At 63.0% G+C, this 18,275-nt stretch carries 11 protein-coding genes and 3 pseudogenes; 2 read left to right on the top strand and 12 right to left on the bottom strand.

Translation table 11 applies throughout. The features are described 5' to 3' along the window. Window positions 1-28: 28 nt before the first annotated feature. The 4 genes from E2K80_RS08345 to gltX form a co-directional block, all read right to left on the bottom strand. The gene (locus E2K80_RS08345; RefSeq protein ID WP_135374462.1) at window positions 29-1,471 is read right to left on the bottom strand and encodes a protein adenylyltransferase SelO; all 1,443 of its coding nucleotides are present in this window, start codon (window positions 1,469-1,471) and stop codon (window positions 29-31) included. Between the two features lie 50 nt (window positions 1,472-1,521). Then, the gene (locus E2K80_RS08340; protein WP_135374460.1) at window positions 1,522-2,460 is read right to left on the bottom strand and encodes a nucleoside hydrolase; all 939 of its coding nucleotides are present in this window, start codon (window positions 2,458-2,460) and stop codon (window positions 1,522-1,524) included. Window positions 2,461-2,612: 152 nt separating this feature from the next. After that, a complete protein-coding gene (gltA, locus tag E2K80_RS08335) occupies window positions 2,613-3,905 on the bottom strand; it encodes a citrate synthase (RefSeq protein ID WP_135374458.1) in 1,293 nt (430 codons plus the stop codon). Between the two features lie 101 nt (window positions 3,906-4,006). Beyond that, entirely contained in the window at window positions 4,007-5,431 is a 1,425-nt protein-coding gene (gene gltX / locus E2K80_RS08330) for a glutamate--tRNA ligase (RefSeq protein ID WP_443216552.1), read from the bottom strand. A 95-nt stretch (window positions 5,432-5,526) separates the two neighbouring features. On the opposite strand from gltX, the gene E2K80_RS08325 reads away from it, so the two are divergent. Continuing rightward, a complete protein-coding gene (locus E2K80_RS08325; protein WP_238475695.1) occupies window positions 5,527-7,677 on the top strand; it encodes a ComEC/Rec2 family competence protein in 2,151 nt (716 codons plus the stop codon). A gap of 301 nt (window positions 7,678-7,978) precedes the next feature. Here the strand turns inward: E2K80_RS08325 and lexA are convergent, their stop codons facing one another. Together lexA and E2K80_RS08315 are read right to left on the bottom strand one after the other, a co-directional pair. Beyond that, window positions 7,979-8,668, bottom strand: a complete 690-nt coding sequence (gene lexA / locus E2K80_RS08320) for a transcriptional repressor LexA (RefSeq protein ID WP_135374454.1) — start codon at window positions 8,666-8,668, stop codon at window positions 7,979-7,981. A 76-nt stretch (window positions 8,669-8,744) separates the two neighbouring features. Then, window positions 8,745-10,094 (bottom strand): MmgE/PrpD family protein, encoded by a 1,350-nt coding sequence (locus E2K80_RS08315; RefSeq protein ID WP_274379258.1) that lies wholly within the window; start codon window positions 10,092-10,094, stop codon window positions 8,745-8,747. Window positions 10,095-10,167: 73 nt separating this feature from the next. On the opposite strand from E2K80_RS08315, the pseudogene E2K80_RS08310 reads away from it, so the two are divergent. Further along, window positions 10,168-11,105 (top strand): annotated as a pseudogene (locus E2K80_RS08310) (LysR substrate-binding domain-containing protein). Window positions 11,106-11,338: 233 nt separating this feature from the next. Here E2K80_RS08310 and E2K80_RS08300 read toward each other — a convergent pair. The 6 genes and pseudogenes from E2K80_RS08300 to E2K80_RS08275 all read right to left on the bottom strand — a co-directional run bounded on the left by E2K80_RS08300 (window position 11,339) and on the right by E2K80_RS08275 (window position 18,181). After that, window positions 11,339-13,756 (bottom strand): GcvT family protein, encoded by a 2,418-nt coding sequence (locus E2K80_RS08300; protein WP_135374446.1) that lies wholly within the window; start codon window positions 13,754-13,756, stop codon window positions 11,339-11,341. Between the two features lie 354 nt (window positions 13,757-14,110). Continuing rightward, window positions 14,111-15,295 carry a molybdopterin molybdotransferase MoeA gene (locus tag E2K80_RS08295; protein ID WP_135374444.1) on the bottom strand — a complete coding sequence of 395 codons (1,185 nt, stop codon included), beginning with the start codon at window positions 15,293-15,295 and terminating at the stop codon, window positions 14,111-14,113. After that, window positions 15,292-15,771, bottom strand: coding sequence for a cyclic pyranopterin monophosphate synthase MoaC (gene moaC, locus E2K80_RS08290; protein ID WP_135374442.1), 480 nt, complete (start codon window positions 15,769-15,771; stop codon window positions 15,292-15,294). Before moaC ends, E2K80_RS08295 begins: the two co-directional genes overlap by 4 nt. Further along, window positions 15,771-16,582 (bottom strand): annotated as a pseudogene (trpC, locus tag E2K80_RS08285) (indole-3-glycerol phosphate synthase TrpC). The gene moaC and the pseudogene trpC overlap by 1 nt, the downstream one beginning before the upstream one ends. Next, window positions 16,579-17,597: pseudogene (gene trpD / locus E2K80_RS08280) on the bottom strand (anthranilate phosphoribosyltransferase). Before trpD ends, trpC begins: the two co-directional pseudogenes overlap by 4 nt. Continuing rightward, window positions 17,594-18,181, bottom strand: coding sequence for an anthranilate synthase component II (locus tag E2K80_RS08275; RefSeq protein WP_135374440.1), 588 nt, complete (start codon window positions 18,179-18,181; stop codon window positions 17,594-17,596). The pseudogene trpD and the gene E2K80_RS08275 overlap by 4 nt, the downstream one beginning before the upstream one ends. Window positions 18,182-18,275 lie beyond the last annotated feature (94 nt).

The raw sequence follows: 18,275 nt of genomic DNA, 5'->3' as shown, positions 1-18,275 counted from the left end.
GCTGCCCTCCACTCTTTCCCGAAACGCGTCAGGTGCCACAGAAGGTGCGTGTGACGGTCTCTTCCGGGGCCGGGGCCGCCTGATAGGCGCGGTTTTCGGGCTGGTCCTCGAAGGGGCGTTTCAGGATGTCGACAAGCTTGAAAAACGGATCGTAATCCCCTGACAGAGAAGCCTTAATCACCTCTTCAACACGGTGGTTGCGCGGGATGAAGGCCGGATTGACCGCTTCCATCGCCGATTGCCGTTCTGCGGGGCTGCGCGTCTCCCGGTCCAGCCGGGTCTGCCAGCGCAGGAGCCAGGTATTGAACGGGCCGGGATCGGTGAACTCGGCGGCGGTCTGTGCCGGGTCAGCGCCCGACAAACCCCGGAAGTAGCGGGTGAAATCGGCCTGTGCCTGCTCCATCAGGGTCAGCAGATCGAAGGCCAGCGCCACATCCGCCTCTTCGACCCGCGCCAGGCCCAGTTTGGCCCGCAAGACCCGGTGCCATTCCAGATCAAAGAGATCGGGGAATGTGTTGATCTCATGAGTGAAAATCTCAATTGCGCTGTCACGCTCCGGCATCAGCGGTAACAGCGCCGTGGCCAGTTGCGCCAGATTCCACACCGCCACATTCGGCTGATTGCCGAACGCATAACGCCCGAACTGATCAATCGAGCTGAACACTTTTTCGGAATGATAGGCATCCATGAAGGCGCAGGGCCCGTAATCAATGGTTTCTCCGGCAATCGACATATTGTCGGTATTCATCACCCCATGGATAAAACCCACCCCCATCCATTTTGCCACCAGCCTTGCCTGCGCCGCGATCACCGCCTGCAACAGGCCAAGCGGGCCGTCCGCGTCGGGGTAGTGGCGCGCAATGGCGTGTGCGCTCAACGCCTGCAACGCCTCGACATCCCTGCGCGCGGCGAAATACTGAAACGTGCCCACGCGGATATGGCTGGCGGCCACCCGGGTGACAATGGCGCCGGGCATCGCCGCCTCGCGCAGCACTGGCTCGCCGGTGGTGACGGCGGCCAGCGCGCGGGTGGTGGGAATGCCAAGGGCGCACATCGCTTCGGATATGATATATTCCCGCAGCACCGGGCCCAGCCAGGCGCGCCCGTCACCCATGCGCGAATAGGGCGTGGGGCCCGCGCCTTTCAACTGGATATCGCGGCGCTGGCCAGCCCGGTCGACCACTTCGCCCAACAGCACCGCCCGGCCATCGCCAAGCTGCGGCGCCCATCCGCCAAATTGATGCCCGGCATAGACCTGGGCCAGCGGGGTGGCCCCATCGGGCAGGGTGTTGCCTGCAAAAATCGCGGCAATCCCGGTGTCATCATTGGGCAGGGTGATGCCCAGCTCTGCCGCAAGGGGGCGGTTCACCGTGATCAGGCCCGGGGCGGCCACGGGCGTGGGCGGCTGCGCGGTGAAAAACCGGTCGGGCAGGCGGGCATAGCTGTTGTCGAACGGGATCTGAACGGTCATCGAACGCTCCTTGCCTTCAGAGGTAGGGCGACAAGACGGGAAATGCCAGATCAGAACCGGGCGAGGCGTTCGGTCAGCAGATCGAAAAACCCGGCCGCATCCACATCCCCCATGAAGGTGGCATTGGGCGCACGGTCGGTCACACGCCACCAATCGGCCACGGTCATGCCCAGGGTCAGGTCTGACCGGGTTTCGACCTCGACATTGATGAACCGGCCCTTGAACAGATCCGGGCGGATCAGCCAGGCGATCACACAAGGGTCATGGAGCGGCGCGCCTTCCGAGCCGTATTTTTCCTTGTCGAAGCGCTCGTAAAAATCGGTCCATTCCGCCACCATCCGGCCCACATGGGTGCCCATGGCGCGAAACGCGGCCACCCGGTCGGCGGTGGTCAGCGCCTTATGGGTCAGGTCCAGTGGCATGATGGTTATGGGAATACCTGATTTAAGCACGATATCTGCGGCTTGCGGATCGACATAGATGTTGAATTCTGCCGCCGGTGTGATGTTGCCCACCTCGAAATAGGCGCCGCCCATCAGAACGATTCCGGCGGCTTTTTCCGCGATATCGGGCGCACGGTTCAGTGCTGTGGCGATATTGGTCAGGGGCCCAAGCGGGCACAGGGTGACGCTGCCGGCGGGTTCGCGGCGCAGGGTGTCGATGATGAAATCAACCCCGTGCTGATCCTGCAAAGGCATGGTCGGATCGGGCAGTTGCGGGCTGTCGAGCCCGGTTTTCCCATGCACATGTTCCGCCGTGATCAGCTTGCGCGACAGCGGGGCGTCACAGCCCGCAAAAACCGGGATATCAGTGCGCCCCGCCAGTTCACAGACAATCCGCGCATTCCGTTCGGTCAGGGCCAGCGGCACATTCCCCGCAACGGCGGTGATGCCCAGAACCTCAATCTCCTCGGGACTGGCCAGCGCCAGCAGGATCGCCACCGCGTCGTCCTGGCCCGGGTCGGTGTCGATAATGATCTTCTGGGTCATGGGAGCCTCTTATTGCTGCGGATGGGTCAAATTCGCCCAGGCAGCAGAAAGAGTCTATGCCTCCGGCGGGGATATTTTGGGACGCAGAGAAGGGGGCCCAAAAAGGGAAAAGACCGCCCGGATCGGGGCGGTCCTTGAAGCGGGTTCGGCGATCAGCGTTTTTCGATATCCACATAATCGCGATAGGACGCACCGGTATAGAGCTGCCGGGGGCGGCCGATCTTGCCCGACGGGTCTGCGATCATCTCTTTCCACTGGGAAATCCAGCCCACGGTGCGGCTGACCGCGAAGATCGGTGTGAACATCGAGGTGGGGAAACCCATCGCCTCAAGGATGATCCCGGAATAGAAATCCACATTCGGGAACAGCTTTTTCTCAGAGAAATACGGGTCCTGAAGCGCCTGTTTTTCCAGTTCCTTGGCCACTTGCAGGATCGGTTTGTTCTCAACCCCCAGAAGGTCCAGAACCTCATCAGCGCTTTCTTTCATCACCGTCGCACGCGGGTCGAAATTCTTGTAGACCCGGTGACCAAAGCCCATCAGGCGGAACGGGTCATTCTTGTCCTTGGCGCGGGCAATGAAGTCCGGGATCCGGTCCACCGTGCCGATCTCGTTCAGCATCTCAAGACAGGCTTGGTTCGCCCCGCCATGGGCCGGGCCCCAGAGACAGGCAATACCAGCCGCGATACAGGCAAACGGGTTGGCCCCGGACGACCCTGCAAGGCGCACGGTCGAGGTGGAGGCGTTTTGTTCATGATCCGCATGCAGGGTGAAAATCCGGTCCATCGCGCGCGACAGGATCGGGTCGGGCTGGTATTCCTCGGCCGGGACGGCGAAGCACATGCGCAGGAAATTCGTGGCATAATCGCAATCGTTGCGCGGGTACACAAACGGCTGTCCGATCGTGTATTTATAGGCCCAGGCCGCGATTGTCGGCATCTTCGCGATCATCCGGATCGAGGCCACTTCGCGCTGCCAGGGGTCGTTGATATCGGTGCTGTCATGGTAAAAGGCGCTCATCGCGCCCACCACGCCCACCATCACCGCCATCGGATGGGCGTCGCGGCGGAACCCGCGGAAGAAATTGGCCATCTGTTCGTGCAGCATCGTGTGATTGGTCACACGGCTTTCGAAATCCTCGGCTTCTGCGGCAGAGGGAAGCTCCCCATAGAGCAGCAGATAGCAGACCTCCAGAAAATGGGATTTCGCCGCCAGCTGGTCGATGGGATAACCACGATGGAGCAATTCGCCCTTTTCGCCATCAATGAAGGTGATCTTGCTTTCGCAGGCGGATGTGGAGGTATAGCCCGGATCATGGGTGAACACATCGCCTTGGCCGTAAAGCTTGGCAATATCGATCACATCCGGCCCGGCAGTGGGTGAATGGATCGGTAAATCAAGTGTTTTACCGTCAAAACTTAGCGTGGCGGTTTTACGATCAGCCATGTCTGTCCCTTTTTGATTGGCCACACCCGACAAGACTGTCGGGAGGGTCGTTTCGGGGGCCTGATCAGGCCCAAGTCCTCATGGCTGACGCCCAAGCGCCATTATCGGGCGGGGGCGGTGGCCTCCGTCAGGCGGGCGATGGTTTCATCGCGGCCAATGACGAGCATCATGTCATAGACACTTGGGGTTACGGTCCGACCGGCAAGGGCTGCGCGAAGCGGTTGCGCCAGTTGACCGAATTTGAGCCCATGCGCCTCGGCCACCGAAGTCAGGATCACCTCTAACGTGTCACGGGACCAGCTATCATTCTGCAATTGCTCAGTCAATTCCGACAGTATGCCACGGGATACATCCGTCAGCGCCGCCTGAGATGCCTCATCCCGGTCAATCGGCCTGTTTTTAAGGACAAACCGGGCTTTTTCAAGCAGGTCAGGCAGGGATTTGGCCCGGTCTTTGAGGCAATACATCGCGCTCAATACTCCGTTATGCTGCGCCTGCGAAAGGGCGGGCTGACCGGTCAGCGCAAGAAATCCCGCGATTTCGGTCATCAGATCGGCATCCGCCATCTGCGCGATATGCCAGGCGGAGACAGAGGCGAGCTTCCTGAAATCCAGCCGGGCAGGCGATTTGCCGATCCCGCCCAGATCGAACCAGGCCTGTGCCTGCGCATCGGTGAACAGCTCATCATCCCCATGGGACCAGCCAAGCCGGGCCAGATAGTTGCGCATGGCTGCCGCAGGGTAGCCCATGGCGGCATATTCCCCGACCCCGAGCGCCCCGTGGCGTTTCGACAGTTTCTTGCCATCTGGCCCGTGGATCAGCGGGATATGGGCGAAGACGGGCAGCGGCCAGCCCATCGCGTGATAGATCTGCGCCTGCCGTGCCGCGTTGTTCAGGTGGTCATCACCGCGGATCACATGGGTGATGCCCATATCATGGTCATCGACCACCACGGCCAGCATATAGGTCGGCGTCCCGTCCGAGCGGAGCAGGACCATATCGTCAAGCTGATCATTGCGGGTGGTCACCTGGCCCTGAACCGCGTCATCGATCACGGTTTTCCCGTCGCGCGGGGCTTTCAGGCGGATCACATGGGGCGCATCCGGGTGGTCTGCGTCGGCCCTGTCGCGCCAGGGGGACAGAAACAGGGTGGACCGCCCCTCGGCCCGGGCCGCCTCGCGGAAGGCGGCGATCTCTTCCTGGGGTGAGAAACACTTATAGGCCGTGCCACTGGCCAGCATTTCCCGGGCGATCCCGGCATGGCGGTCGCGGGCGGCAAACTGGCTGCTGGCCGGGCCATCCCAGTCCAGCCCCAGCCAGTCCAGCCCGTTCAAAATGGCCTCTGTCGCCTCGGGCGTGGAGCGGTCGCGATCCGTATCCTCGATCCGCAACACGAACCGGCCACCCCGGGCGCGGGCATAGAGCCAGTTGAACAGCGCCGTCCGGGCGCTGCCGATATGCAGAAACCCGGTGGGCGAGGGCGCAAATCTTGTGACCACTTGGCGGGCTTGATCGGTCATCTTCATCCTTTCGGCGCGGGCATCCCCTCAGGCGCGTTAACGTCTTGGAAACCATGGAGCGGATAGGTGTCAAAACGCGTGTTTAGGCAACCAGGCGAAAGGTGACAAGGGTGCGCCTGTGGCATCTGATCGACCGGGTTCAACAGGGCCAGCGCGGGGCGTTGATGCCATGGGCGCCGGTGTTTCCGGGCCTTGGCATCGTCTGGTATTTCACCCGGGCGGCAGAACCGGGCTGGCCCGTTTATGTCCTGACACTGCTGTTTGCCTTGCTTGCGCTTGTCGCCGCGCGGCGCTGGCGGCAGGGGGCAGGGCCGATTCTGACCGCGCTTTGCCTGATTGCCATCGGGTTTTCTGTGGCTGGTCTGCGGGCCCATCTGGTCACGGGGCCGGTTCTGAGCTTTCGCTATTACGGGCCGATCGAGGGGCGGATCGTGCGGATTGACCGCTCGGGGTCTGACAAGCTGCGGCTGACACTGGATCAGGTGGTGCTTGAGCGGATGGAGCCGGCGCGGGTGCCGGCCCGGGTCCGGGTCTCGCTTCATGGCGATCAGCGCTGGCTGGTGCCGGAGCCGGGCGCGCGGGTGATGATGACCGGCCATCTGGGCCCGCCGCAGGGCCCGGCGGAACCCGGCGGGTTCGACTTTCAGCGCCATGCCTGGTTTCTGGGGATTGGCGCGGTTGGCTATACCCGCGTGCCGGCTTTGCTGTTGCAGCCCCGGGCGCCGCGTGCGCTGCCGCTGACCCATTTGCGGCTTACGCTTTCGGCGGCCATTCAGGCCCGTATTCCCGGCGCGGCCGGGGCTTTTGCGGCGGCGGTTCTGACAGGCGACCGATCGGGCCTTTCATCTGGCCCGCTTGAGGATATGCGCCGGTCGAATATCGCGCATCTGCTGGCGATTTCAGGTCTGCATATGGGGCTTTTGACCGGGTTCGTCTATGCCAGTCTGCGGTTTGCGCTGGCGCTGATCCCCGGGCTGGCCCTTGGTTATCCGATCCGCAAATGGGCGGCGGTGGCGGCGCTGTTCGCGGGCGCGTTCTATCTGGCCCTGTCCGGGGGCAATGTGGCGACGGAACGGGCGTTTATTCAGGTGGCGGTGATGTTTACCGCTGTGCTTCTGGACCGGCGGGCGATCACGCTGCGCTCTGTCGCGATTGCGGCGCTGATCGTGCTGGCCCATCGGCCCGAGACCCTGATGAGCCCGGGGTTCCAGATGTCTTTTGCCGCCACCACCGCCCTGGTGGCCGTGTTCAACGGGCTGCGTGGCCAGTCCTGGCTGACGGATTTGCCGCCCTGGATCAGGGCAGGGGTGATGCTGGTGATCTCGTCGGTTGTGGCGGGCGCGGCCACCGCCCCGTTCTCGGCGGCACATTTCAACCAGATCGTCGTCTACGGGTTGATCGCCAATCTGCTGAGCGTGCCGGTGATGGGCAGTCTTGTGATCCCGGCGGCGGTGTTTGCCGTGCTGCTCTGGCCGTTTGGGTTGCAGGATGCGGCCTTCTGGGGGATGGAGCAGGGGTTGAACTGGATACTTGCGGTTGCCCATGCGGTTGCAGATCTGCCGGATGCGACCCGGCCCGTTATGGCCCCGCCTGCCGGTGTTCTGGGCCTGATCGCAATCGGGGGGCTGATCTGCATGCTGTGGCAGGGGCGCGGACGCATAACGGGGCTGTTGCCGCTGGCCCTGGCCCTGCTGATCTGGTCTGGTACGGACCGGCCCGATATTCTGCTGTCCCCCTCCGGTCGGCTGGCGGGCGTGATGACAGATCAGGGGCGCGCGCTGAGCAAACCGCGCGGCGATGGGTTTGTGGCCGGGATCTGGCTGGAAAATGATGGGGACCGCGCCGATCAGGAAGAGGCTGCAGCGCGGCTGGGCTGGCAGGCCGACGGGGCGGGGCAAAGGCTTGATCTGGCTGATGGGCAAAGCCTGTGGCATGGGGGCGGCAGACGGGCCGCGCGGGAGGTGGGGGAGGCCTGCGCCCGCCATGACATTGTGCTTGTTTCGGAACAGGTGGAGGCGTTTGCGCCTGACCTGCTGCCGCTTGCCCGCGCCGCGGGCCGGTTGCTGTCAGGTCACGCGCCTGTCACGATCCAGCCTGCCGGGGCAGACCCGGCCTTGACCCCCTGTCTGCTGATCTCTGATGAGACCTTGCAGCAGACCGGCGCCATTGCATTTGAGCAAACCGATGCCGGTCTTCAGATCACCACCGCCCGCAATGTTCAGGGTGCGCGGCCCTGGGCCAGAGGGCGTTAAAGCACCAGACCCAATATATACATTGCGAGTAGGTGGCGACCGAACCGGGGGGAAGCGAAGCGCCCGCGCCCTGCAGAACCGCCGGGCAGATGGGTGATGCGGGGTGGTGTCGGTTTCAGGTGAAACGGCATGGTGCCAGATGCACCGCAGGGGTGGAAAACTCCAGTTTTCCACACGGAATTCTGGAGAATTCCGCCTGAAAGCGGTTGCATTTGATCTGAAGCGATAACCGCTATCTCTTGCCGCTGGTTGAAACGCGAATTTCGATCAAGGCTGTTTCAGTGAAAATGCCAGCCATGCCTTAATATGTGCGGATCAACCCAACCAGCTTGCCCTGCACTTTCACCTGATCATCGCGCAGCATGCGTGTTTCATAGGCCGGGTTTGCGGCTTCCAGCGCAACCATGTTGCCCTTCTGGCGAAAGCGTTTCAGCGTCGCTTCCTGATCTTCGACAAGGGCCACCACGATATCTCCGTTATCGGCGGTCGCGCCTTCCTCGATCACGACGATATCGCCATCATTGATCCCGGCCTCGATCATCGAATCGCCTTTGACCTCAAGGGCGTAGTGATGTTTGCCGGTGCCGATCATCTGCTGCGGCACGGTCACATGGGCGGCGATCTGGCTGATCGCCTCGATCGGTGTGCCGGCGGCGATCCGGCCCATGACCGGTACATCCAGCGCACCATTGGCCGAAACCGCCATCGCGCCTATGGGCAGATCGCCCCTATCCCCGTCTATCACCCGTGGCCGGAAGCCTGATTTCGCCTCCAGCGCCTCGGGCAGTTTCACGATTTCTATTGCGCGCGCCCGATGGGCCAGCCGCCGGATAAACCCGCGTTCCTCCAGCGCCGTGATCAGCCGGTGAATGCCGGATTTCGACCGCAGATCCAGTGCCTCCTTCATTTCGTCAAAAGAAGGGGGCACGCCGTCGCGTTGCATCCGCTTGTGAATGAATTCCAAAAGATCGAGCTGTTTCTTTGTCAGCATCCCGGGTTTCTCCACCTGTTTGATATCGCCTCGTTCAGGGTATGTTCTACCCCTGTTCTTGGTCTGTGTCAACGAATCAGGCGGGTTCGGGCGGATCCAGCAGAAGCGATGCCAGATCGGACAGGCGGCTTAACGGGTCTGTCAGCCCCAGAATGGTATTGGCCAGGGCCTGGCTGCGAAGGGTTCCAAGGGCCGGACCGGCAAGGTCTGCGAATTTCTCGGCAAAGGCGCTTTGGTTGAGCGGGCGCTGCGGGTCGCCGCGCGCATGGGTGTCGCCCGAGGCCAGGCTGCGCCCATCGGTTGTGGTGATGATCACATCGGCCATCCGGTTGGCGGGGAAACGGGCATCATGGCGGGGCGTGCTTGCGACATCAATCCTGCCATGCATGGCAATGGTGTCAGGGTTGATCAGCCCGGCGCCTTCGATCTGTTCCAGTGTGATCCGGCCATGGGCCAGAAACGCGGCCAGGGCGAAGGGCAGGGAGTATTGCGCCTGCGAGCTGGTCTGCGGCAGGCCGGGGAACAGGGCGGCGGCCTCGGCAAAGCTGTTGACCTGCACATGGGCGATATCCGCCGGGGTCAACCCATGGGCCCGCACCAGATCGCGGGCGGCGTCAATCGCCCCATGGGCCCAGCGGCAGATCGGATAGGGTTTGATATACTGATCCTCGATCAGCCAGTTCTGCCCCAGATCCTCCCAGTATTCCGGGGCCTGTTCCACGGTAATCGCGGGGGCGCCGGTAAAGCCCTTTTCGGCCAGAACCGCCGCTGACAGCCCAACCAGAACACCCCAGCCCGACCCGTCATGGAGCATGGTCGGGCTGGCGATCTCGCGCATCATCTGGCTGCGCGGGCCGTGATATTCGGCAATCCCAAGCCCGTGTTGGAGCATGGCCGCATCATGGTTGCGTATCCGTGCCGCCATCGCCGCCACTCCAAGCGCGTTCCAGGCCCCCGATGTATGGTAATCGCTGACCGTTCCGTGGAGCGCTTTTCCGGCCCGGCCCGCAATCTCATAGCCAACCACCAGATGGGCCAGCGCTTCGGGCCCCGACATATCGGGGACGCCCTGCATCAGCGCCGACAGCGCCGGAATGACCGCCACCCCGATATGCCCCTTGCAGGGGTTATAGCCGTCATGGGCGTCCAGATTGTCGATCTGGGTTGCGGCGGCATAGCCCGCCCCGGCAACGCTGACCATGCGTCCGTCAAACATCATCTGCGCGGCAAAGCGGCGCTCTGCACTGCCGTAAAGCGCCATCGCGGTTTCCCGGGCAATGACACCGGCCTGCATCGGGCCTGCGGCCGCCGCCACGCCCACTGTATCAAGCAACAATGACGCGGCCGTGCTTAAGGCGCTGGCGGGCATTTCGGCCCATGACCGTGTCAGCGCAAACCCGGATATCTTATCGAAGTATTGTAACACAGTATCATAGCGACATGGGCAGGGGCGCCGGTCTCGCAATGAAAACGGGGCCTCCCACAAAAAAATCGACACCATGGCGCTGTTTTTTCTTCCCAATCCCATAAGAATCCGTGACAAAACTCTCGGAGAGGCGCGCATGGAGCACCGACCTTATCTAAACTATATCCGGTCTTTCGAGGCTGCGGCTCGGCATCTGAGCTTCACCCTTGCCGCTGAGGAATTGAATTACACACAGGCGGCGATTTCAAACCATGTGCGTTCGCTTGAGGAATATCTCGGCAAACCGCTGTTCATTCGCCATGCCCGCAGTCTGGAACTGACCGGCCCGGGGCAGGCCTATCTGCCGGGCATTCGCCGCGCCCTGCACCAGATCGGCGATGCGACCGAGGCGATTATCACCCGCCCCCATGACCAGAGCCTGGTGATCTCCTGCCCGATCAGCCTGGCAGAGAACTGGCTGGCGGTGCGGGTGGCCCGGTTTCTGGCGGAATATCCCGATTACGCGATCACGCTGAACGGCACGATCTGGGCGGATACAACGGGCGAGGTGGCCGATCTGACGGTCGAGATCAAACCCCAGGACAAGGTCGCCCTTGGTGATGCGCTTCTGGCGCCGGAGCATCTGACGGTGGTGTGCGCCCCGGAATATCAGGTCGGATCAGAAATGCTGTGCCGCCCGGATCAGTTGAGCAGGGCGCAGCTGATCCATATCCTGACGCGGCAGGATTGCTGGGGGCGGTGGCGACACGTCTGGGCCTGGATAATCTGGACCTGCATGGCGGTGTCCGCTCAAACTCGTCCAATGTGGCGCTGGAACTGGCGGCGAACGGGTTGGGCTGCGTGGCTGTGCTGCGCTCGCTGGCCCGGCCCTATCTTGACCGCAACCTGCTGATCGAGCCGTTCCCCTGCGCGGTTGAAAGCCCGTGGAACTATTACCTGACCCGGCCTGCGCACCCCCTGAAACCCCCGGCCCGGCGGTTCCGTGACTGGTTGCTCCGCAACGGTGTGTGATCTTATTGCAGTTTGCGTTTTACAGGGGGCACCCCGTCGCAAACCCCGAGCGCCGGAATTCTCCAGAATTCCGGGTGGAAAACTGGAGTTTTCCACCCCGCTGCAGAATTATAAAGCACCCTGCCTGAAACTTGACTCACAAATACCCTGCCACGCTTCGCGTTCCCGGGACATTTGTGATGCGCGATGTCTCAGGTTTAAGGCAGCATGCTGTAGTCTGGCGCATTACCTGTTTACCCCCGCAATCTTACCCCCTCCGGGTCAAATGGCGGGGCGCTTAGAACCCGGGCGCTATGGGGCTGGCCCAGAACATGTATCTCCACGGCACCCCCGGGGCTGGCAGTGCCGGTTTTGACAAATCCAAGGGCCAGGGATTTGCCGGTATAGGCGGAATAGGCGCCGGAGGTGACCCGGCCGACTGCGGTGCCATCGGGCAGAAAGATCGGCTCTCCGCCGCTGGCATCGGCGCCATGCACCGCGTCCAGTTCGAATATCGAAAGCCTCTCGCGCGGGGTGTTGCCTGCGATGGCCTGATAGGCCTCTTTATGCAGGAAATCCTTGTCCAGCTTGATCAGCCGCTCCAGCCCCACCTCCTGCGGCCAGTATTCCGGGCTGTATTCCCGCCCCCAGGAGCCATAGCTCTTTTCGATCCGCAACACGCCAAGCGCCCGGCCGCCCACCGGCCCGCCGCCCAGATCCCGCGCGGCCTCAACCAGCGCCGTGTAAAGCGCCACCTGCTGATCGGCCTCGCAATGCAATTCCCAGCCCAGATCGCCGGTGAACGAGACCCGCAGCGCGATCACCGGCACACCTGCCACCACCATCTGCCGCGCGCGCATGAAGCGGAAGGCGGTGTTTGACAGATCCTCATTGCTGAGCCGCTGCAACAGTTCCCGCGATTTCGGCCCGGCGACATTCATCCCGCACAGCGCATCGGTGCGGTTGGTGAATGTGGTGCCTTCGGGCAGGGGCACCATGTTGAAAAACCGCTGGTGATAGCGTTCGGCCATGCCAGAGCCGATCATCATGTAATGATCCCCGGCCAGTTTGGTCACGGTGAAATCACCCGCCACCCCGCCACGCACCCCGATCAGCGGGGCCAGACAGGCGCGCCCGGTTTCCGAGGGCATGCGATTGGCCAGAAGCGCCTCCAGCCAGGTTTGCGCGCCCGGCCCCCTGATCTCGTAAGTCGCGAAATTCGAGATATCGAGGATGCCGACGGCGTTCCGCAGCATCAGGGCCTCATCGTTTACCGGGTCAAACCAGTTTTGCCGTTTGAACCCGACGCTTTCCTGAACCCCGGGCCGGTCCGCGAACCACAGCGGATGTTCCCACCCGCAATTCAGACCAAAAACCGCGCCCATGTCTTTCTGCATCCCATAGGCGGGCCGCACCCGGGCCGGGCGCCCGGCGCTGCGTTCCTCATTGGGGAAATGGATCGAAAAGCGGTTGGCATATTGGTCTTCCACCCGGGCCTTGGTGAAGGCTTTACCGGCCCAGGCCCCGTAGCGGGCCAGATCCCAGCCGAACATATCCAGTTTCGGCTCGCCTTGTATCATCCATTCCGCGGCCAGAAGGCCCAGCCCCCCGGATTGGGAAAACCCCGGAATGATCCCGTTGCAGCAGAAATAATTGCGCAGTTCCGGCACCGGGCCGAACAGGGCGGAACTGTCCGGTGACCAGATCATCGGCCCGTTGATCACCCGTTTGATCCCGGCCGAGGCGGCCACCGGCACCCTGTCCATGGCGCGTATGACATTTTCCATGATCCGGTCCAGATCATCGGCGAACAGCTCATGCCCGAAACCCTGTGGCGTGCCGTCCTCGGCCCAGAACCGCATGTCTTTCTCATAGGCGCCGATCAGCAGGCCCTGACCTTCCTGGCGCATGTAATATTCGCCGTCCCGGTCGGCGATCGAGGGCAGGCGGCGGCCTTGCGCGGCCACTTCCGCAATCGTTTCGGTGACGAAATACTGATGTTCTGTCGGCAGAAGCGGCAAGTCCAGCCCGGCCATCGCGGCGACCTCCCGGCCCCAGAGCCCGGCGGCGTTCACCACCCAATCGGTGTGGATGCTGCCATTCGGGGTTTCCACGATCCAGCGCCCGTCGGGTTGGGGCAGGGTGGCCGTGACCGGGGTGAAGCGATGAATTTCCGCCCCCAGGGCCCGCGCGCCTGCCGCATAGGCCATGGTCACGCCGGACGGGTCCACATTGCCGCCATCGGGTTCATACATGATGCAGCGGATACCGTCGAAATCGGCCAGCGGGTGCAGGCGTTCGGCCTCATCCCGGCTGACCTCGTGAAAATTCATCCCGTAATAGCGCGCCTTCGCCTCTTGCAGGCGCAACTGGTATTCCCGGTTTTCGGTCTGGGCCAGATAAAGCGATCCGGGCTGAAAGACGCCGCAGCCCTGACCGGTTTCGGCCTCCAGCTCTTTATACAAGCCCATCGTGTAATGCTGAATCCGGCTGATATTGGTGTTGTCATGCAAGCCGTGGATGCCCGCCGCCGCATGCCAGGTTGAGCCGGATGTCAGCTCGTCACGTTCCAGCAGAACCACATCGCGCCAGCCCAGTTTCGCCAGATGGTAGAGGATGGAACAGCCGACGAGCCCGCCGCCGATCACCACGGCCTGTGCATGTGTTTTCATCGCCTGTCGATCCTTTTCACCGTGGTGTCCTATGCACGGCTAAAGCGCCAAGCCAAAATTCTGCACCACATATGCAGTGCGCGAAGGGCATCGCCCGAACCGAGGGGAGGGCGAGAAGCGCCCGCCCCGTGGGGGCGGTACGGGCGCTGCCCGGCGGTGCCGCCGGGCGCAAGGATGATGTGGAATGTTCCAGAATTTCAGTCCAAATCCATAAAGAGGTTTGCGTTTTCGCTGCATGGAAAACCGCTGTCTCATATAAAACGTGAACTTCAATAGGGGGTTGTCAGCAGGTCAGCAAAGAAAAATATTTATGGCAATGACCTTGGTATTTCGGGGTCATGAACCGGGCGCCGGTCAGAGAGGCACCACTTCAACCACGGCACCGGCGGTCAGCGCGCCCTGATCCGGCGGGCGGACCAGCAGCGCATCCGCATCCGATAACCGGGTCAGCAGCGCACTGTCCTGAGAGGTGAACGGCGTCACCTCTGCCAGATCCGCCCCGGGCGTCACCTGTGCCCGCATGTAATGTTCCCTCGGGCCATTGGCGGGCAGATCGACGGCCAGCCGCGCCCGGGTGCGGCGGCGTTCCCCACTGGGCAGGCCCAGAAAGGCCCGCAACATGGGGATAATGAAGATATGCCCGCAAACCATTGAGGAAACAGGGTTTCCGGGAAGTCCAACCAACGTGGACCCGGCCAGTCGCCCGGCCATGAGCGGTTTGCCCGGGCGCATGGCGATCTTGTAGAAGGCACGCTCCAGCCCCATTGTGTCGGCCACCTGACCGACAAGATCATGATCCCCGACCGAGGCACCGCCAATGGTCACAATCATATCTGCGCCGGCGGCCAGCCCCAGAACCTGTTCCAGGTTTTCGGGCGTGTCCCGGGCGATCGGCAACAGCCTTGCATGCCCGCCTTCAGCCTCGATCATCGCTTTCAGCCCATAGGTGTTCGAGGCGATGATCTGGTCCGGGGCCGGGATCTCTCCGGGTTGCACCAGCTCGTCGCCCGTGGCGATCAGCGCCACATTGGGGCGGCGGGTCACCGGCAGGATCGGATGGTTCATCGAGGCGGCCAGCGCGATATCCGCCGGTGACAGCCTGCGCGGTGCCTCGATCCGGTGGCCTGCGCGGAAATCCCCGCCCGCCGGTCGGATATGCAGGCCCTCGTCCAGCCGGTCGCCCAGGGTGATCTGATCCCCTTCACGGGTGACATCTTCCTGAATGATGATCCGGTCCGCCCCTTCGGGCACCGGCGCGCCGGTGAAAATCCGCACCGCCTGCCCGGGGCCGATCTGCCCCTGCCACATATGGCCTGCGGGGGCCTCTCCGATAATTGTGAAACGGGCACCCGGTGCCACGCCTGCACCCTGAACCGCATAGCCATCCATGGCCGAGGCGGCAAAAGGCGGCTGGTCGCGTTTTGCCAGAACCGCGCGGGCCAGAACCCGGCCTGAAGCCTCGGCCAGCGGCACGGTTTCCGTCTCCAGCACCCGGGTCAGGGCCAGACAATGGGCCAGGGCCTCAGCAACCGAAATCACGTCTCCGCCTCGAACCGCCCGGATTTGCCACCATCTTTCAGCAGCACCCGCAACCCGCCGATTTCCATGCCGCGATCCGCTGCTTTCAGCATGTCATAGACCGTCAGCGCGGCAGTTGAGGCAGCGGTCAGCGCCTCCATCTCCACCCCGGTCTGGCCATTGGTCCTGACGGTCGCGGTGATCCGCACACCGGGCAGGGCGCGGTCGGGGTCCAGCGCCATCGACACTTTGGTGACGGGCAGGGGATGGCAAAGCGGGATCAGATCGGCGGTGCGCTTCGCCCCCATGATCCCGGCCAGCCGGGCCACGCCCAGAACATCCCCCTTCTTGGCAGACCCTTCTTCCACCAGATCAAGGGTTTCGGGCAACATCTTCACCCAGGCTTCGGCCATGGCGATCCGCGCTGTCACCGGTTTGTCCGAGACATCGACCATATGGGCCTGCCCGGCCTTGTCGAAATGGGTCAGCCTTGGCATCAGAGTTGCGCCGTCAGCGGGTTGGCCAGCAGACTGCGCGTGGCGCTGGCCACATCCTGCTGCCGCATCAGGCTTTCGCCGATCAGAAAGCAGCGCGCGCCATATTGCGCCATATCGGCCAGATCATCGGGGGTCGACAGCCCGCTTTCCGCCACCACCAGCCGGTCATCGGGGATCATCCGCACCAGCTTTCGGGTCACATCAAGGGAGGTCTCGAATGTATTGAGATCACGGTTGTTTATGCCCACAAGGCGGGAGGAGAGACGGCTTGCACGTTCCAGTTCGACCGCGTCATGCACCTCGATCAGCGCCTCCATGCCCCAGTCTTTGGCCGTCGCTTCAAGCTCGGCAGCCTGACCATCCTCCAGACTGGCCATGATCAGCAGAATGCAATCCGCCCCAAGCGCCCGGCTTTCGGCCACCTGATAGGGATCATAGAGAAAATCCTTGCGCAGAACCGGCAAGTCGCAGGCGTCCCGCGCGGCGGTCAGAAAGGCATCATCGCCCTGAAAGCTTGGCCCGTCGGTCAGAACACTCAGACAGGTCGCGCCCCCGGCGGCATAGGCCGCGGCCAGGGCGGGTGGGTCAAACTCGGCCCGGATCAGGCCTTTCGACGGGCTTGCCTTCTTGATTTCGGCGATCAGCCCATAGCCTTCGCGGGCGGCCGCACTCAACGCCTCGGCAAAGGGGCGGATGGGGGGGCCGCGCGGGCATCGGCTTCGACCATGTCCAGCGGGCGGGCGGCCTTGCGGGTCGCCACCTCCTCCAGCTTGTAGGCCTTTATCTTTTCCAGAATGGTGGGCGTGGTCATGCGGCCTCCGAGGTGATGCGGGCAAGCGTCTTTACCGCATGTCTGGCCTTGCCGCTATCTATGCTGTTGCGGGCCAGTTCCACACCCTCGGGCAGGGTGGTGACCTGATCCGCGACAATCAGCGCTGCCGCCGCGTTTAACAGAACCGCATCGCGATAGGCGCTTTCGACCCCCTCGAGCAGCGCGCGCAGGGCCTGGCCGTTTTCTTCCGGCGTGCCGCCCAGAATATCCCGCAGGGGGTGCACCGGCAGACCGGCCTCTTCGGGGTGAACCTCACGGCCCCTGATCCGGCCATCCTCCAGCACCGCAACCGAGGTCGGGCCCGAGATCGACACCTCGTCGGTGCCATCCGCACCATGGACCAGCCAGGCCTTTTCGGCCCCAAGCTCCTGCAGGGTTTCGGCCATGGGATAGATCAGGTCGATGGCAAAGGCCCCGGTCAGTTGCCGTTTTACGCCTGCAGGGTTGGTCAGGGGGCCGAGGATATTGAAGATCGTCTTGCAGCCCAGATCCTGGCGGACCGGCATCACATGTTTCATCGCCGGATGATGCATGGGCGCCATCATGAAGCCGATCCCGGCTTCGGCCAGGCCGCGTTCCACAATATCGGGGCCGACCATCACATTGATCCCCAGGGCGCCAAGCGCATCGGCGGCACCGGATTTCGAGCTGAGATTGCGGTTCCCGTGTTTGGCCACCGGCACGCCCGCGCCCGCGACCACAAAGGCGGTGGCGGTGGAGATGTTCAGGGTGCCCATACCGTCGCCGCCGGTGCCGACGATATCCATCGCCCCTTCGGGTGCGGCCACGGCAACGCATTTGGCGCGCATCACCGCGGCGGCGGCGGCGTATTCGGCCACCGATTCGCCACGGGCGCGGATCGCCATCAGCAACCCGCCGATCTGGGCCGGGGTTGCGGCCCCTCGAACAGGTATTCAAACGCCTCTTCCGCCTGCGCCCGGCTCAGCGGCCCTTCGGAGGCGCCATAGATCAGGGGTTTCATCGCGTCGCTCATGCGGCTTCTCCGATCCGGGCTGTGTCGAGGAAATGCTGCAACATCCGGTGCCCGTGTTCCGAGCGGATGCTTTCAGGGTGAAACTGCACCCCCTCGATCGGCAGGTCGCGATGGCGCAGCCCCATGATCGTGCCATCCTCCAGTTCTGCGGTGACCTCAAGCGTATCGGGCAATCCGTCCCGGGCCACAACCAGCGAATGATAGCGCGTGCCCAGAAGCGGCGAGGGCAAGCCTGCAAACACGCCTGTGCCCTGATGCCGGATTTCCCCCAGCTTGCCATGGACGATCTGGCTGTGCTGCACGACCCTGCCGCCAAAGGCCTGGCCAATGGTCTGATGCCCCAGGCAGACCCCCAGAAGCGGTGTGCGGGTTTCCGCCGCCGCCCGGGTCAGATCAAGGCAAATGCCCGCGCGATCCGGGTCGCAGGGCCCGGGGCTGAGCATAATCGCCTGCGGGCTCAGGGCCATGGCCTCCTGCGCTGTCAGGGCGTCATTGCGCAGCACCTGCACCTCGGCCCCCAGTTCCCCCAGATAATGCACCAGATTATAGGTGAAACTGTCGTAATTATCGATCAGCAGCAGCATGGGGCCCGGGCCTTTCCGAAAGGGGTCGAAGGCGACGCGCGCCCGCGTTATACATGTTCAACAGCCGCGCGGCAGGGTCAAGGGACCGGGCACA

This window comes from Rhodophyticola sp. CCM32 (genome assembly GCF_004751985.1).
In the GTDB taxonomy this organism is placed as follows: domain Bacteria; phylum Pseudomonadota; class Alphaproteobacteria; order Rhodobacterales; family Rhodobacteraceae; genus Rhodophyticola.
This window is presented reverse-complemented; position numbering and strand designations above follow the sequence as displayed.

What these genes read in the sequence shown, in the direction of transcription:
- E2K80_RS08345 (WP_135374462.1), bottom strand. Translation starts at nt 1,471, where the DNA reads ATGACCGTTCAGATCCCGTTCGACAACAGCTATGCCCGCCTGCCCGAC.
- gltA (WP_135374458.1), bottom strand. Translation starts at nt 3,905, where the DNA reads ATGGCTGATCGTAAAACCGCCACGCTAAGTTTTGACGGTAAAACACTT.
- gltX (WP_443216552.1), bottom strand. Translation starts at nt 5,431, where the DNA reads ATGAAGATGACCGATCAAGCCCGCCAAGTGGTCACAAGATTTGCGCCC.
- E2K80_RS08300 (WP_135374446.1), bottom strand. Translation starts at nt 13,756, where the DNA reads ATGAAAACACATGCACAGGCCGTGGTGATCGGCGGCGGGCTCGTCGGC.
- E2K80_RS08275 (WP_135374440.1), bottom strand. Translation starts at nt 18,181, where the DNA reads ATGCTGCTGCTGATCGATAATTACGACAGTTTCACCTATAATCTGGTG.
- lexA (WP_135374454.1), bottom strand. Translation starts at nt 8,668, where the DNA reads ATGCTGACAAAGAAACAGCTCGATCTTTTGGAATTCATTCACAAGCGG.
- E2K80_RS08340 (WP_135374460.1), bottom strand. Translation starts at nt 2,460, where the DNA reads ATGACCCAGAAGATCATTATCGACACCGACCCGGGCCAGGACGACGCG.
- moaC (WP_135374442.1), bottom strand. Translation starts at nt 15,771, where the DNA reads ATGCCAAGGCTGACCCATTTCGACAAGGCCGGGCAGGCCCATATGGTC.